Here is a 15,009-nt window from a genome sequence, read left to right as displayed (position 1 = left end):
TGAGTATCTGGCGACGGACGGGGTCAGGCCGTTTCAGCCAGTGCATCGCCCAGCGCGTTGACCAAGCGGTCGATCTCGGCCTTTTCGCTGATGAAGGGCGGCGCCAGCTGGATGGTGTCGCCGCCATAGCGCACGTAGAACCCCTTTTTCCAGCAGTTCATTGCGATCTCATAAGGGCGCTTGGCGGGTTCTCCGGGCAGGGGCGCAATCGTCAGACCCGCAGCCAGCCCAAAGTTGCGGATGTCCAGCACATGCTTGGCGCCCTTGAGGCTGTGCACGGCTTCTTCAAAATACGGCGCCAGCGCTTTTACGCGGCCGATCATGTCTTCTTTTTGCAGGATGTCGAGCGCGGCAATGCCCGCCGCGCAGGCCACGGGGTGGGCCGAGTAGGTGTAGCCATGCGGGAACTCCAGCATGTACTCAGGGCCGCCTGCCGCCATGAAGGTGTCGTAGATCTCTTTGCTGGCGACCACGCCGCCCAGCGGCTGTGCGCCGTTGGTGACCTGCTTGGCAAAGTTCAGGATGTCGGGCGTCACGCCAAAAGCCTCGGCACCCGTCCAGGCGCCGCTGCGGCCAAAACCGCTGATCACCTCGTCAAAAATCAACAAGATGTTGTTTTGCGTGCAGATCTCGCGCAGGCGCTGCAGGTAGCCCACGGGCGGGATCACCACACCGGCCGAGCCCGAGAAGGGCTCTACGATGACAGCGGCGATGTTCGATGCATCGTGCAGTGCAATCACTTCCAGCAGGCGGTCGGCCAGCTCCTTGCCCGTGGGCGGCATGCCCTTGTGGAACGAGCCTGCGGGCGGCTGGGTGTGGGGCAGGTGGTCGGCCTCCACGCCCTGGCCAAACAGCTTGCGGTTGGCCACGATGCCGCCCACCGAGATGCCGCCAAAGTTCACGCCGTGGTAGCCCTTTTCGCGGCCGATCAGGCGCGTCTTGGTGCCCTGGCCCTTGGCACGCCAGTAGGCGCGGGCCATCTTCAGCGACGTGTCGGCCGACTCGGAGCCCGAGCCGGTGAAGAACACGTAGTCCAGACCGGCTGGCGTCAGCTCCTTCACGCGGTTGGCCAACTCAAACCCCAGTGGGTGGCCGAACTGGAAGGCGGGTGCGTAGTCGAGCTTCATCGCCTGCTTGCCAATGGCCTCGGCGATCTCGCGGCGGCCATGGCCCAGGCCCGCGCACCAAAGGCCCGACAGGCCGTCAAAAATCTTGCGACCGTCCGCATCGGTGTAGTAGGCGCCGCTGCCCTCCACGATCATGCGCGGGTTGGCCTTGAACTGGCGGTTGGCCGTGTACGGCATCCAGTGCGCGTCCAGCCACTCGGCGTCCATGCGGGGGCCTTCGGCACCGGCGGCGGGTTTTTCGATGTTGACGAAGCTCATGGGGTTCTCCAGTGCAAAGGCGGCGACAAAAGGGCGGGAAAAAAGCAAAGTTGCCCCAGTGGCCTGGGGCTTGACGTAGGGCATTGTTGCGCCGCCTGTTAATCTCTCAAATAATCCAATATCAATGTTTACTTGACGATTTATGCAAGTAAAAGACCCCGCTCCACCCCCACCAATCTCCGCGCCTGCCGGACCCGGAAAACACCGTGCCGTGCTGGGCCAGCTCAGCGACATGGACCTGCGCCTTTTGCAGGTCTTCAAGAGCGTGGTGGAGTGCGGTGGCATGTCGGCCGCCGAGCTGGAGCTGAACATCGGCACCAGCACCGTCAGCCGCCACATCAAGGACCTGGAAGCCCGCCTGGGCCTCACGCTGTGCCGCCGGGGGCGGGCGGGGTTTGCGCTGACGGCTGAGGGGCAGCGGGTGTACGACGAAACCCTGCGCCTGCTGGCCTCGGTGCGCAGCTTTCGCGACAGCGTGGACGACATCCATTCGCGCATGGGCGGGCAACTGGCCGTGGCGGTGTTCGACAAAACCGCCAGCAACCCCGCCGCCCGCATTGGCGAGGCGATTGCCGCCTTCACCGCCCAGGCGCCCGACGTGCAGCTGCAGCTGCACGTGGGCTCCATCAACGCCATCGAGCGTGGCGTGATCGACGGCAGCTATCAGGTGGGCATCATCCCCGCGCACCGCAGCTCGCAAAGCCTGGCCTATGCGGACCTGTTTGGCGAGACCATGCTGCTGTACTGCGGCGCGGGTCACCCACTGTTCGGGGCGGCTGCGCCCCCGGCCGACTGGCACGCGGTGCGTGGCTATCAGTTTGCGGGGCTGGGCTACCACTCGCCCAACATGGAGCTGAGCCACCAGGCGCGGCTGCAGCGCGCGGCCACGGGGTTTGACCAGGAATCCATCGCCACGTTGATCCTTTCGGGCCGCTTTCTGGGGTTCTTGCCCGATCACTATGCCGAGGCCTTCGAGCGCCAGGGCCGCATGCAGGCCGTGAACCCGTCGCTGTTCCACTACCACTGCCAGTTTGTGAGCCTGATGCGCCGCTCGCCCGCGCCCGCCCGCGCAGCCCAGGCGTTTGCGCAATGCCTGGAAGACGCGCACCGCCCCGGTCGCTGACAGGGGCATTGCGGGGCTGCGGCTTGCCAGCGGTCATGGAGGGGCGGACAATTCGCTCTCTTTGCAACATTGTGTGACGTCGGGAGCAGCATCCATGGCCAGCATTTCCTCTATCGGCAGTTCAGGGCTCCAGGCCGCCCAGTTGCGGCTGGACGCGTCGGCCAACAACGTGGCCAACATGAACACCCCGGGCTACCGCCGCGAGGTGGTTGCGCAAGAAGAAGTGGCCGAGAGCGCTGGTGTGCGCGCCACCGTGCAGCGTGAACAGGACGCCAAAGGCGTGGCGCTGGAACAGGAGGCGGTGGAGCAAATGTCGGCCACCTATGCGTTCAAGGCCAACCTGCAGACCATCAAGACGCAGGATGAAATGATGGGCTCTCTGCTGGATGTGAAAGCCTGAGCGTCTGTGATGCCCCTGCTCCTCCATGCCCCGCTGGTCGGGGCATGTTTGTTTCTGGCGCACAGGGGCGTGTTCAGCAGACCTCAGCCTGCATAGGCCAGCCCCGCCAGGCGGTGGATCAGCCAGCGTTGAAAGGCCAGGCCTGTGGCAGTGCGGCTGCGCAGTGGAATGGTGTACATGGTGACGCTCCTGCAGGTGAAGTTCAGACGCCCTGGGTGACAGCGTGCTGGCCAGCCCGGTCCCACGCCTTTTCGTGGAAGAAGAAGGCCACCGCCTGCACCGTGGGCTCCAGCAGGCTCAGGGTGAGCGAGGCCCACAGGTTGCCGGTAACGGCATAAGCCACCAGGGCGGCCACGCAGATGTGGATCAGGTAGTAGCTGCCCGTCTTCATCAGCATGGTTTGATTCTGGCGGGCAACGCGGCGGACGAGGGACATGGCGGACTCCTGACTTGTTGGATTCAACAGAGCCTGCGGCGGTGCAGCAGGGATGTTTGAATGGTAGTGATTCTCAATAGCGTAGACCAATTGATCGTCGCTAAAGCGCAGATAGCTGCTATCCAATGACGCCGTGCGCAGCGTCAGAGTGCCTATCCCAAACAGACAGGTTCTGCGTGTGAACTAGTTCACATTCAGGGGCTGAAAAAAGCCTCTGCCACCAAAGCCCCCGTTGCTATGATGGCCGCTCTCTTCAACCCCCTCTTTTGCTTTGGGAGCACACATGGCCCTCATGGACTTCATCAAGAAACAGTTCATTGACATCCTTCAATGGACCGAAGAGGGGGACGGCACGCTGGCCTGGCGCTTCCCCATGGCCGGCATGGAAATCCAGAACGGCGGCACGCTGGTGGTGCGCGAGTCGCAGATGGCCATCTTCGTGAACGAAGGCCAGGTGGCCGATGTGTTTGGCCCCGGCACCTACAAGCTCACCACGCAGACGCTGCCGGTGCTCACGTACCTCAAGAACTGGGACAAGCTCTTCGAGTCCCCCTTCAAGAGCGACGTCTACTTCTTCAGCACACGCCAGCAGATCGACCAGAAGTGGGGCACGCCCCAGCCCATCACGATCCGCGACAAGGACTTTGGCGCCGTGCGCCTGCGCGCGTTCGGCAACTACGCCTTCCGCATTGCCGACCCCAAGTTGTTCCACACCGAGATCTCGGGCACGCGCGAGTCTTACCCCGTGGCCGACCTTGAGGGCCAGTTGCGCGGCATGGTGCTGCAGAACATCAGCAACGCCATTGCGGGCAGTGGCCTGCCCTTCCTGGACCTGGCGGCCAACCAGGTCATGTTTGCCGATGCGCTGACCAAGGAACTCGCGCCCATCTTCGCCAAGCTGGGCATCTTGATCGAGTCCCTCACGGTGCAGAACGTCTCGCTGCCCGAAGAGCTGCAGAAGATCCTCGATCAGAAGATCGGCATGGGCATGGTCGGCAACGACATGGGCAAGTTCATGCAGTACCAGACGGCGCAGGCCATCCCCAAGTTTGCTGAGGGCGCGGGCAACGGCGGCGGCGTGGCGGGTGACGCCATGGGCCTGGGCGCCGGTGTGGCGCTGGGCCAGGTGCTGGCGCAGAACCTGCAGCAGGGCCTGCAAGGCGGCGGTGCAGCAGCCCAGGCAGCGCCTGCAGCGGCGGCCGCTGCGGTGGGCGTCAAGCCCGAAGACGTGATGGCCACGCTGGAGAAGCTGGGCGAACTCAAGTCCAAGGGCATCCTTACGCAGGAAGAGTTCGACGCCAAGAAGGCCGAACTGCTCAAGAAGCTCGTCTGACCGATTGGCTCGATTGCTATCATAAAAATAGCTGCTTGCGCTGGAGGGATAGGCACTAGAGGCCAAAAAGGCCTCAAAGCCGTTTAGTGCGGCGCGGGCAGAACACTCCACACGATGGCCACCGACCCCACCCAGCGCTATTACCGCGCGCCCTGCCCCGGCTGTGGCGCGCCGGTGGAGTTCAAGAGCGCGCAGTCCACCCATGCCGTCTGCGGCTACTGCCAGAGCACCGTGGTGCGCAGTGGCGACGTGCTCACGCGCCTGGGCAAGATGGCCGAGCTGTTCGACGACCACAGCCCGCTGCAGCTCATGGCCAGCGGGCGCATCCAGCTCGACGGCAAGGACGTTCCCTTCACCCTCATCGGTCGCCTGCAGTACAAGGGCGATGCGGGCGTGTGGACCGAATGGGCGGCCTTCCTGAACGACGGCACGCTGGCCACGCTGGGCGAGGACAACGGCGCCTACGTCTTCACTCGCCCCATCGACCCGGGCCGTGAGATGCCCGAGGCCGAGCGCTTTCGCATTGGCACCACCACGGCCATCAACGGCAAGCCCTACAGCGTGGCCTATACCGGCCAGGCGCAGCTGATCTCGGCCCAGGGCGAGTTGCCCAAGCTGCCGCCGCTGGGCCAGCCCTTTGGCATGGTCGAGCTGAGGAGCAGCGACGGTGAAGTGGTCAGCATCGACTACGGCCACACGCCACCCAATGTGGAGCGTGGCAAGGCCGTGCTGCTCGAAGACCTGCAGCTGCAGGGCCTCAAGGACGAATCGGCCAAGGACGAAAAAGGCCGCCAGTTCAACTGCCCGCATTGCGGTGCGCCCGTGCAGGTGCAGCTGTCCACATCCAAGAGCATTACTTGCGGCTCGTGCGCCAGCATCATCAGCCTGGACAGTGGCGTGGGCGGCGAACTGCGCTCGGCCGAGCAGGACGAACCCGTGCAGCCCCTGATCCCGCTGGGTAGCAAGGGCCAGTTGCAGGGCGTGCACTGGCAGGTGGTGGGCTTTCAGCACCGCATGGGCGTGGAACCCGGCGACGACGAACACTTTGGCTGGAGCGAATACCTGCTCTACAACCAGAAGCGCGGTTTTGCGTTCCTGGTCGATTCCGAAGAAGGCTGGAGCATGGTGCGCCCCACCACCGGCGCGCCGCAGATGGCGTCCACCGGTCGCTCGGCCACGTACATGGGCACCAAGTACGACCTCAAGTACACCTACGAGGCCGAGACCACCTATGTGCTGGGCGAGTTCTACTGGCAGGTCACGCGCGGTCAGAAGACCACCAACCGCGACTTTGCCAGCAGCAAGGGCCTGCTGTCGATGGAGCAGAGCCCGAACGAGATCACCTGGTCTGCGGGGGATAAGCTCTCCAGCGACACGGTGGCCAAGGCCTTCCAGCTGGACGACAAGAAAGATGTCCTGAAGCGCGACGACCCCGGTCCATTCGTGGCCAAATCCGGCCTGGGTTGCGGCACCATCATCATCATCGCGGTGGTGATCCTGATCCTGCTCATCCTGCTGAGCCGCTGCTCCAGCTGCGATCCCCGGGTCGAAAACTGTTCCTCGTCCTCCAGCTACCGCAGCTCGGGGGGCTCGTACGGCGGATATTCGTCGGGCGGCAGCCACAAGTAGTGCAGCGTCTGCGCTTGTCCACCGTCTACCCGCCACTGTCACTGACCACACGTTTCAAGGAGATCACACCATGATGGGATTCGAATGGCTCAAACCCGCAGCATTTCTCGGGTCCATCCTCTACGCCATCATTGGCGTCATCATCTTCTGGCTGGCCTTTGTCATCGTTGACAAGATCACGCCCTATGACCTGTGGCGCGAGATCGTCGAAAAGCAGAACCAGGCCCTGGGCCTGGTGGTGGCTGCGATGTGCCTGGGCATCAGCATCATCGTGGCGGCTGCCATCCATTGACGCATCGACGCATTGACGCGTTTTCGAGCCCCTACCGCCTGAATGAACGAAGCGGCGCACCCGGCAGGGTGCGCTGACCGCTGCCTTGTCGTCTCCCACCCCGCCTTCCGTCGCGCCCGCAACTGCGGTGCCGCCCCCATCCTCCGGCCCCCGCCCCATCGACATTGCGCTGCTCATCAGCGTGTTCGTCGTGGCGGCCTGCGGCCTGTTGTACGAGCTGGCTGCCGGGGCGCTGGCCTCCTATGTGCTGGGCGACTCGGTGCTGCAGTTCAGCACCATCATTGGCACCTACCTGTTTGCCATGGGCCTGGGCTCGTGGTTGTCGCGCTACTTTGAGCGGCAGCTACCCGCGCACTTTCTGCGCATCGAGCTGCTGGTGGCACTGATCGGCGGCGCGCTGCCCGCCACGCTGTTCCTGGCCAATGCGTACGCGCCGGGCGCGTTCCGGTTTCTGCTGTACGGCATGGTGCTGGTGGTGGGCACGCTGGTGGGGCTGGAGATTCCGCTGGTCATGCGCATCCTCAAGCGCAACGTGGTGCTCAAGGATCTGGTCTCGCAGGTGCTTACGTTCGACTACCTGGGCGCGTTGGCGGTGTCGCTGGCGTTTCCGCTGCTGCTTGTGCCGCACCTGGGGCTCATCCGCACGGGGCTGCTGTTCGGGCTGATGAACGCCGCCGTGGCGCTGTGGGCGGTGTGGCTGTTCCGGCATGAGCTGCGGCGCCTTCAAGCCCACTTGTTGGCCTGCCTGATGGTGGTGGGCCTGTTGCTGGCGGGGCTGGCGGGGGCCGAGCAGATCACGAGTCTGGCCGAGGACAAGTTCTACCAGGACCGCATCATCTTCACCACGGCCACGCCCTACCAGCGCATCGTGGTCACGCAGGGCCGCTATGGCCACCGGCTGTACCTCAACGGCAACCTGCAGTTCTCCGAGTCCGATGAATACCGCTACCACGAGGCCCTGGTGCACCCCGCCATGGCTGCGCACGGCGCGCCCAAGCGGGTGGCGGTGCTGGGCGGCGGCGACGGCATGGCGGTGCGCGAGATCCTCAAGTACCCCTCGGTCGAGTCCGTCACCCTGGTCGAGCTGGACCCGGCCATGACGCGCATCTTCAGCGAGAACCCCACGCTGGCAAAGCTCAACGGCAACGCGCTGCAAAACCCCAAGGTGACCATCGTCAACACCGATGCCTTTGGGTGGCTGCAGCAGGGTAGCGTGAGCGCCGCCCGGCCGCCCGAAGGCGCGAAGGCCCCCTTGGGGGGCAGCGAACCACGCGAAGCGGGGAGCGTGGGGGCTGCAGAAGTTTTTGACGTCATCGTGGTGGACTTTCCCGATCCCACCAACTTCTCCATCGGCAAGCTCTACACCAACAGCTTTTATGCGTTGCTGGACAAGCGACTCGCGGCCAGTGGCTACGCTGTGGTGCAGACCACCTCGCCGCTGGTGGCGCGCCAGAGCTTCTGGACGGTGGTGCAGACCATCGAGTCCGTGGGCCTCTCGACAGCGCCGTACCACGCCCATGTGCCCAGCTTCGGCGAATGGGGCTACGTCATTGCCAGCCGCAGGCCCTGGCGCCTGCCCGACCGTTTGCCGGACGGGCTGCGGTTCCTGAGCCCCCCTTCGCTGCCGCTGCTGTTCGACTTTCCGCTCGACATGGCGCGGGTGCCGGCCGATGTGAACCGCCTGTCCAACCAGGCGCTGGTGCACAGCTACGAGCGCGAATGGGGCAAAGTGGTGGCGCATTGAGCCGCCGGTGGACTGGGCCCCAACAGCCATTCGCCGAGCAATTTGCAGGGGTTCTGCCCGCTGGCACGGGCACCACAATCGGCTACAAACCTGCCAAGACCTGATCGCCGTGGGCGCCCCCGATGCTGGACCTCTTTTTCCTCTCTGACGCACAGCCCTACCCGCTGCTTTGGGCGCAGCACAACCCCTGGCTGGTGGCGTTGTCGGTGGCGATGGCGGTGCTGGCCTCAATGCTGGCGCTGCAGATGGCGGGCCTGGCCCGGCGCGCTGACACCCGCTTCATGCGGCAGATGGCCCGGGGGTCGGGCGCAATGGCGCTGGGCGGCGGCATCTGGTCCATGCATTTCATCGGCATGCTGGCCTTCGCGGTGTGCGCGCGGGGCCAGTTCGATGTGTGGACCACTGTGCTGTCCATGGTGCCCAGCGTGGGCGCGTCGTGGGTGGCGCTGGGCTTACTGATGCGCCGCGAGATCGGCCGCACCGCTCTGGTGGCCGGGGGCGTGTGCGTGGGCGCGGGCATTGGTGCGATGCACTACATCGGCATGGCGGCTTCCCAGTGGGCGGCGGTCATGCGCTATGACCCCTGGGGCTTTGCCGCATCGGTGCTGGTGGCCGTGCTGCTGGCCATCGTGGCCCTGTGGGTGCGGTTTGGCCTGGAGCGCTGGGTGCGCTGGCGCGCGCGCTGGCTCAATGCGGCGGCGGGCACCGTCATGGGTCTGGCGATTGCCGGCATGCACTACACGGGCATGGCAGCCTTGCGTTTCACCGATGCACCCGACGAACTGGAGCTGCTGGCTGCGGCCGGGGGCACGCCCCTGGCCCTGGCGGTGGCAGCCGTGGCGTCAGGTATCGGGCTGCTGGTGATCGCCATCAACGCGGGCCTGCGCTACCGACAGATGTACCTCCAGATGCGCCAGAGCGAATCCCGCTTGCGCGCCATTGCCGACACGGCCGTGGACGGCATGGTGATGATCGACGCGCGGGGCCGTGTGCAGTCGTTCAACGCGGCGGCCGAGCGCATCCTGGGCTGGCGCCCCGATGAAGTGGTGGGCCAGAGCGTGTCGATGCTCATGCCCGAGCCGGATCGCTCCCGCCACGACACCTATCTGCAGCGCTACCTGCAAGGCCAGGGCAGCGGCGTGGTCGGCGCCAACAGCCGCGAGGTGCTGGCGCTGCGGCCCGATGGCAGCACCGTGCCCATTCGCATTTCTGTGGGGCGGGTGCCGCTCGACGGCGACCCGGTGTTCGTGGGCTTCATCAGCGACCTGACCCAGCGTCGCGCGATGGAGCAGGAGCTGCAGGCCAGCGAGCAGCGCCTGCGCTCGCTCATGGCCAACATACCGGGCGTCACCTTCCGCTGCCGCCACGACGCCGACTGGACCATGCTGTTCGTCAGCGATGCGGTGACCGCACTCACCGGCTGGTTGCCGCAGGACTTTCTGGAGGGCCGCATCACCTTCACGCAGCTCACGCTGCCCGAAGAGGTGGATCGCCTGTGGGCAGAAGTCTCGGTCGCCATCCAGGAGCGCCGCCCCTACCACGTGGAGTTCGGACTGAGGGATCGCGAAGGCCGTCTGCGCTGGGTGTCGGAAAGCGGCCGCCCCGTGGTGGGCGATGACGGCCAGGTGCTGTGGATCGACGGCGTCATCATGGACATGACCGTCTTTCGCGAGCGCAATGCCGAGTTCGAAAGCACGGTGCGGGCCATCAACCGCGCACTCGCTGTGGTGGAGTTCGACATGCAGGGCCATGTGCTCGATGCCAATGCCAACTTCTGCGAGCTCATGGGCTACCGGCTCGATGAGATCGTGGGCCGGCACCACCGCATGTTCTGCGAGCCCGCCTACGCGCAGACAGAGGCGTATGCGCAGTTCTGGGCGCAGCTGCGCGCCGGCCAGCTCGATGGTGGTGAGTACGAGCGCCTGGGCAAGGACGGGCGGCGCATCTGGATCCAGGCCACCTACAACCCCATCTTCGACGTGCAGGGCCGACCGTTCAAGGTCGTCAAATTTGCCACGGACCTGAGCCAGCGCCTGGCCATGGAGCAGGCCCTGCGCGCCGCCAAGGACCGCGCCGAACAGGCCGCCGCCGCGCGCAGCACCTTCCTGGCCAACATGAGCCACGAGATCCGCACGCCCATGAACGCCATCATCGGCTTTACCGAGGCCCTGCTCGACACCCCCATGGACGCGCAGCAGCGGCGCCACCTGGGCACCGTGCAGCATGCGGCGCGCTCCATGCTGCGCCTGCTCAATGACATCCTGGATACCGCCAAACTGGAAAAGGGCGCGGTCGAGCTGGAGATTGCCGACTTCTCACTGCAGGAGGTGTGCGACCAGATCCTCGCCTCGCTGCGCATCCATGCGGGCAAGAAGGGGCTCGCGCTGCAGTGCGTGACGGCTGAACGCGTGCCGCCCTATCTGCAGGGCGATGCGCTGCGCCTGCAGCAGGTGCTGCTCAACCTGCTGGGCAACGCGCTCAAGTTCACCGAACGCGGCCATGTGCTGCTGCGGCTGGACTACCAGGACGGCACGCTCGTGATGGAGGTGGAGGACACCGGCATCGGCATCGCGGCGCAGCACCTGGAGCGCATCTTCGACCCCTTTGCACAGGCCGACGCCTCCACCACCCGGCAGTTTGGCGGCACGGGCCTGGGCACCACCATCTCGCGCCAGCTGGTCGAGCTGATGGGCGGCAGCATCAGCGTGCGCAGCACGCTGGGGGTGGGCACCACGTTCACCGTGTGTGTGCCTTTGCCGGTGGGCCAGGCCACAGCAGCGGTGGCCACCGTGAGCCAGGCCGTGCAGCTGCCGCCGCTGCGCATGCTGGTGGTGGACGATGTGCCAGCCAACATCGAGCTGCTGCAGATCCACCTGGACCGGGGCCGCCACCAAATCACCGTGGCGCGGGACGGCGAAAGCGCAGTCGCCGCCTACGAAGCCGGGCGCTTTGACGTGGTGCTGATGGATCTGCAGATGCCCGGCATGGATGGCCTGGAGGCCACGCGCCGCATCCGTGCGTTCGAGCAGGCGCAGCGGCGCAAGCCGGTGCCGGTGATTGCGCTGTCGGCCAGCGTGCTGGAGCAGGACCGGCGCAACGCACGCGCCGCCGGCATGGACGGCTTTGCGAGCAAGCCGCTCGAGCCCGCCCGCCTGTTCCGCGAGATCGCCCGCGTGCTGCACCTGCAGCCCGATGCCCCGGCCTCGGTCTGGAGCCACCTGCAGACCCCGGCGCGGCCCGCCGACATGCCGCCCGCTCCCCAAGCCACCGCTGCGGCCGTGGACTGGGAGCGTGGCACCCGCCTGTGGGGCCAGCTCGCGCTGCTGCGCGACGCCGTGGCCCGCCTGCTGGCCGACCACGCTGCCACCCCGGCCACCTTGCAGGCCCTGATGGCGCAGCCCGACATGGATGCGGCCCGCGCTCTGGCCCACCGCCTGCGTGGTGCGGCGGGCAACCTGGCGCTGGGCCCGCTGCAAACGCTGGCGCAGCGCATCGAGGAGGCCGCCCACAGCCTGGACCGCACGGCGCTGCAGCCGCTGGTGGCCGCCCTGCCCACCGCGTTGCAGGCCGTGCAGCAGGCCCTGGCCCACGAGGCCGAGGCCGCCGCAGCGCCCGCCCCCGGCGTGGGCCAGCACGCACCGCTGACCGCCGACCAGTGCCAGCAGGCCCTGGCTGCCGCGCAGGCGCTGCAGCAGGCGCTGGCGCAGTCCGAGCTGGCCCAGCCGCCGCTGGACGTGCTGGTGCAGCTGCTCCCCGCCGACGTTACCGAGCGCCTGCAAGAGGCCATCGACCGCTTTGACTTTGACCAAGCCGTGGTGCAGCTGCAGCAGCTGCGCACGCACTGGTTGGACGAACCCCTGGAGAACCCTGCATGACCCCGGCCCTTGACCAGCGGCCCCGCCTGTTGCTGGTGGACGACGAGCCCACCAACCTGCAGGTGCTGCGCCACATCCTGCAGGCCGACTATCGCCTGTTGTTTGCCACCGACGGCGAGCGCGCGCTGCAGGTGGCGCGCGAGCAGCGGCCCGATCTGGTGCTGCTCGACATCATGATGCCGAACCTGGATGGCTACACCGTGTGCCGCGCGCTCAAGGCCGATGCCGCCACGGCCTCGATCCCGGTGATCTTCATCACCGCCCTCACCGACAGCCAGGACGAAACCGCCGGGTTTGACGCAGGCGCGGTGGACTACATCACCAAGCCCGTCAGCCCGCCCGTGGTGCGCGCGCGGGTGCGCACCCACCTGTCGCTGGTGCGCATGGACGAGCTGCGCGAAACCCGCCTGCAGATCGTGCAGCGCCTGGGCCGCGCAGCCGAGTACAAGGACAACGAAACCGGCATGCATGTGATCCGCATGAGCCACTTTGCCCAGCTGCTGGCACTGGCTGCCGGCCACAGCCCGGCCTGGGCCGAAGACCTGCTCAACGCCGCACCCATGCATGACGTGGGCAAGATCGGCATCCCCGACGCCGTGCTGCGCAAGCCTGGCCCGCTGGACGCCGACGAGTGGGACACCATGCGCCGCCACCCCGAGATCGGCGCCGAGATCATCGGCGAGCACCCGTCCGGCGTGCTGCAGCTGGCCCGCGAGATTGCGCTGGCCCACCACGAAAAGTGGGACGGCAGCGGCTACCCGCGTGGGCTGGCAGGCGAGGCCATCCCGGTGTCGGCGCGCATCGTGGCCGTGGCCGATGTGTTCGATGCCCTCACCACCCGCCGCCCCTACAAGGAGCCCTGGCCCGTGCAGGACGCGCTGGACCACATTGCAGCGCAGGCGGGCAAACACTTCGACCCCGCCCTGGTGGCGCTGTTCGCCCCGCTGCTGCCGCAGCTGCTCGAGATCCGCGCCCGCTGGGCCGACTGAGGGGTGACCGCATGACCCCCTGGACCTTGCAGCGCCGCCAGTTTGTGGCGGGCGCTGCCGCCCTGGCCACGGCGGCGCTGGGCGGGTGCGACCGCGCCATGCCGCCGCTGGAAGGCGGCTTCACCGGCATCGACATGGCGCGCGGCCACCAGCTGCGCGAGTGGCTGGCGCGTGGCACCTGGCCCGAGCCCGCCGTGGTGCGGCGCGCGCAGATCATCATCGCGGGCGGTGGTGTGGCGGGGCTGGCCGCTGCGCGCGCGTTGCGCACGGCGGGCGTGCAGGACTTTGCGCTGCTGGAACTGGAAGACACCGCAGGCGGCAACAGCCGGGGCACCGCCGTCAACGGCCTGGCCTGCCCGCAGGGCGCGCACTACCTGCCCGTGCCCGGCGGCGACGCGCGCGAGGTGCAGGACCTGCTGGAAGAACTGGGCCTGCGCCAGCGCGTGGCCGGGCGCTGGCAGTACGACGAACGCCACCTGTGCCACAGCCCGCAGGAGCGCCTGTACTTCGAGGGCGAGTGGCAGGAGGGCCTGCTGCCCGTGCAGGGCGTGGGCGAGGCCACGCTGGCGCAGTACCGCCGCTTTGCGCAGGCGGTGGAGCGTGAGTCGAAGGCCGCGCGGTTTGCCATGCCCGCACTCAAGCTGTGGACCGCCAAGCGCCCGCTGGCACCCAGCCAGCAGGCACTGGATGCGGTGACGTTTGCTGCCTGGCTGGCGCAGGAAGGGCTGGACGATGCCCACCTGCGCTGGTACCTGGACTACTGCTGCCGCGACGACTACGGCGCCGGGGCCGACCGCGTCTCGGCCTGGGCGGGCATCCACTACTTTGCCAGCCGCCACGGTTTTCACGCGCCCGGCGAGGCTGTGGACGAAGCCCGCGAGAGCGTACTCACCTGGCCCGAGGGCAATGGCTGGATCACCCGGCGCCTGGCCGAGCCGCTGGCCAACACGGCCAACGGCGGCGGCCAGCTGCGCACTGGCACCAGTGTGCTGCGCATCACCGAAGGCCGCCACGGCGTGGAGGTAGATGCGTTCAACCACGCCACCGACAGCGTGGAGCGCTGGCAGGCGCCACGCTGCATCGTGGCGCTGCCCGTCTTCGTGGCGGCGCGTGTGGTGCAGAACCCGCCCGCCTTCCTCACCGGGGCGGCCCAGCGCCTGTCGTGGGCGCCCTGGCTGGTGGCCAACATCCACATCCAAAGCCCGCTCACCGACCGCCCCGGCGCTGCGCCGGCCTGGGACAACGTCCTGTACGCCGACCCTACGGCGGGCGGCCTGGGCTATGTGAACGCCGGCCACCAGCGCCTGGACACCCGCGCCACGCTGGCCGGGCCCACCGTGCTTACCTACTACCAGGCACTGGGCGACCGGGCGGACGGCCGCCAGCAGTTGGCCACCCAGCCCTGGCAGCACTGGGCCGACGCCGCCCTGGCCGCCCTGGCCGTGCCGCACCCAGACCTGCGCCAGCGCGCCACGCGCGTGGACATCACCCGCTACGGGCACGCCATGTCCATCCCCACACCGAGTTTGCAGCAGTTTTTGAGTCAAATCGGCCTGGAGCGCAGGTCTTTCATGCCCAAGGTGCTATCAAATGGTGAGCGTGCCGCCTGGTTGCCCACGCCCACCACCGCACGGCTGGCGTTTGCGCATGCCGACTGGTCGGGGTATTCGGTGTTTGAAGAGGCCTTCACGCGTGGGCACGGCGCGGGGCTGGTGGCCGCCGCCGGTTGATGCCTGCGGCGATTCGTACGGGCGGCCCCTGGGGATCCTCTGCACGAATCGAGCGGTAAGTGGGCACTGCGGA

11 protein-coding genes are annotated in these 15,009 nt (G+C 67.1%); 9 read left to right on the top strand and 2 right to left on the bottom strand.

Features of this window, described 5'->3' with window-relative positions:
* Positions 1–23 precede the first annotated feature (23 nt).
* The gene (locus ASD94_RS14565; protein WP_056644186.1) at positions 24–1,385 is read right to left on the bottom strand and encodes an aspartate aminotransferase family protein; all 1,362 of its coding nucleotides are present in this window, start codon (positions 1,383–1,385) and stop codon (positions 24–26) included.
* Between the two features lie 142 nt (positions 1,386–1,527).
* On the opposite strand from ASD94_RS14565, the gene ASD94_RS14560 reads away from it, so the two are divergent.
* Complete coding sequence (locus ASD94_RS14560) at positions 1,528–2,508, top strand: LysR family transcriptional regulator (protein ID WP_369818062.1); 981 nt, start codon at positions 1,528–1,530, stop codon at positions 2,506–2,508.
* Positions 2,509–2,602: 94 nt separating this feature from the next.
* Positions 2,603–2,908: a flagellar basal body protein gene (locus ASD94_RS14555; protein ID WP_015016359.1), complete on the top strand. Its 306-nt coding sequence runs from the start codon at positions 2,603–2,605 to the stop codon at positions 2,906–2,908.
* A 202-nt stretch (positions 2,909–3,110) separates the two neighbouring features.
* Here ASD94_RS14555 and ASD94_RS14550 read toward each other — a convergent pair whose 3' ends face one another.
* Positions 3,111–3,344, bottom strand: coding sequence for a DUF2061 domain-containing protein (locus tag ASD94_RS14550; RefSeq protein ID WP_056644085.1), 234 nt, complete (start codon positions 3,342–3,344; stop codon positions 3,111–3,113).
* 283 nt (positions 3,345–3,627) lie between these two features.
* Here ASD94_RS14550 and ASD94_RS14545 point away from each other — a divergent pair, with 283 nt between their 5' ends.
* From ASD94_RS14545 to ASD94_RS14515, 7 genes are all read left to right on the top strand, one after another.
* On the top strand, positions 3,628–4,677 hold the full coding sequence (locus tag ASD94_RS14545; protein WP_056644083.1) for an SPFH domain-containing protein: 1,050 nt from the start codon (positions 3,628–3,630) through the stop codon (positions 4,675–4,677).
* Between the two features lie 114 nt (positions 4,678–4,791).
* The gene (locus ASD94_RS14540; RefSeq protein WP_056644081.1) at positions 4,792–6,306 is read left to right on the top strand and encodes a DUF4178 domain-containing protein; all 1,515 of its coding nucleotides are present in this window, start codon (positions 4,792–4,794) and stop codon (positions 6,304–6,306) included.
* A gap of 73 nt (positions 6,307–6,379) precedes the next feature.
* On the top strand, positions 6,380–6,598 hold the full coding sequence (locus ASD94_RS14535) for a DUF350 domain-containing protein (RefSeq protein WP_015016355.1): 219 nt from the start codon (positions 6,380–6,382) through the stop codon (positions 6,596–6,598).
* Positions 6,599–6,683: 85 nt separating this feature from the next.
* A complete protein-coding gene (locus ASD94_RS14530; RefSeq protein WP_056644079.1) occupies positions 6,684–8,342 on the top strand; it encodes a polyamine aminopropyltransferase in 1,659 nt (552 codons plus the stop codon).
* A 122-nt stretch (positions 8,343–8,464) separates the two neighbouring features.
* A complete protein-coding gene (locus tag ASD94_RS14525) occupies positions 8,465–12,217 on the top strand; it encodes a PAS domain S-box protein (protein ID WP_056644077.1) in 3,753 nt (1,250 codons plus the stop codon).
* Positions 12,214–13,206 (top strand): two-component system response regulator, encoded by a 993-nt coding sequence (locus ASD94_RS14520; protein WP_056644074.1) that lies wholly within the window; start codon positions 12,214–12,216, stop codon positions 13,204–13,206. The genes ASD94_RS14525 and ASD94_RS14520 overlap by 4 nt, the downstream gene beginning before the upstream one ends.
* 11 nt (positions 13,207–13,217) lie before the next feature.
* Positions 13,218–14,936 (top strand): FAD-dependent oxidoreductase, encoded by a 1,719-nt coding sequence (locus ASD94_RS14515; RefSeq protein WP_200954237.1) that lies wholly within the window; start codon positions 13,218–13,220, stop codon positions 14,934–14,936.
* The last annotated feature ends 73 nt before the right edge of the window (positions 14,937–15,009 follow it).

The sequence above is a fragment of the Acidovorax sp. Root70 genome (assembly GCF_001428225.1).
In the GTDB taxonomy this organism is placed as follows: Bacteria; Pseudomonadota; Gammaproteobacteria; order Burkholderiales; family Burkholderiaceae_C; genus Acidovorax.
This window is presented reverse-complemented; position numbering and strand designations above follow the sequence as displayed.

What these genes read in the sequence shown, in the direction of transcription:
- ASD94_RS14515 (WP_200954237.1), top strand. Translation starts at nt 13,218, where the DNA reads ATGACCCCCTGGACCTTGCAGCGCCGCCAGTTTGTGGCGGGCGCTGCC.
- ASD94_RS14535 (WP_015016355.1), top strand. Translation starts at nt 6,380, where the DNA reads ATGGGATTCGAATGGCTCAAACCCGCAGCATTTCTCGGGTCCATCCTC.
- ASD94_RS14550 (WP_056644085.1), bottom strand. Translation starts at nt 3,344, where the DNA reads ATGTCCCTCGTCCGCCGCGTTGCCCGCCAGAATCAAACCATGCTGATG.
- ASD94_RS14520 (WP_056644074.1), top strand. Translation starts at nt 12,214, where the DNA reads ATGACCCCGGCCCTTGACCAGCGGCCCCGCCTGTTGCTGGTGGACGAC.
- ASD94_RS14560 (WP_369818062.1), top strand. Translation starts at nt 1,528, where the DNA reads ATGCAAGTAAAAGACCCCGCTCCACCCCCACCAATCTCCGCGCCTGCC.
- ASD94_RS14555 (WP_015016359.1), top strand. Translation starts at nt 2,603, where the DNA reads ATGGCCAGCATTTCCTCTATCGGCAGTTCAGGGCTCCAGGCCGCCCAG.
- ASD94_RS14540 (WP_056644081.1), top strand. Translation starts at nt 4,792, where the DNA reads ATGGCCACCGACCCCACCCAGCGCTATTACCGCGCGCCCTGCCCCGGC.
- ASD94_RS14565 (WP_056644186.1), bottom strand. Translation starts at nt 1,385, where the DNA reads ATGAGCTTCGTCAACATCGAAAAACCCGCCGCCGGTGCCGAAGGCCCC.
- ASD94_RS14525 (WP_056644077.1), top strand. Translation starts at nt 8,465, where the DNA reads ATGCTGGACCTCTTTTTCCTCTCTGACGCACAGCCCTACCCGCTGCTT.
- ASD94_RS14545 (WP_056644083.1), top strand. Translation starts at nt 3,628, where the DNA reads ATGGCCCTCATGGACTTCATCAAGAAACAGTTCATTGACATCCTTCAA.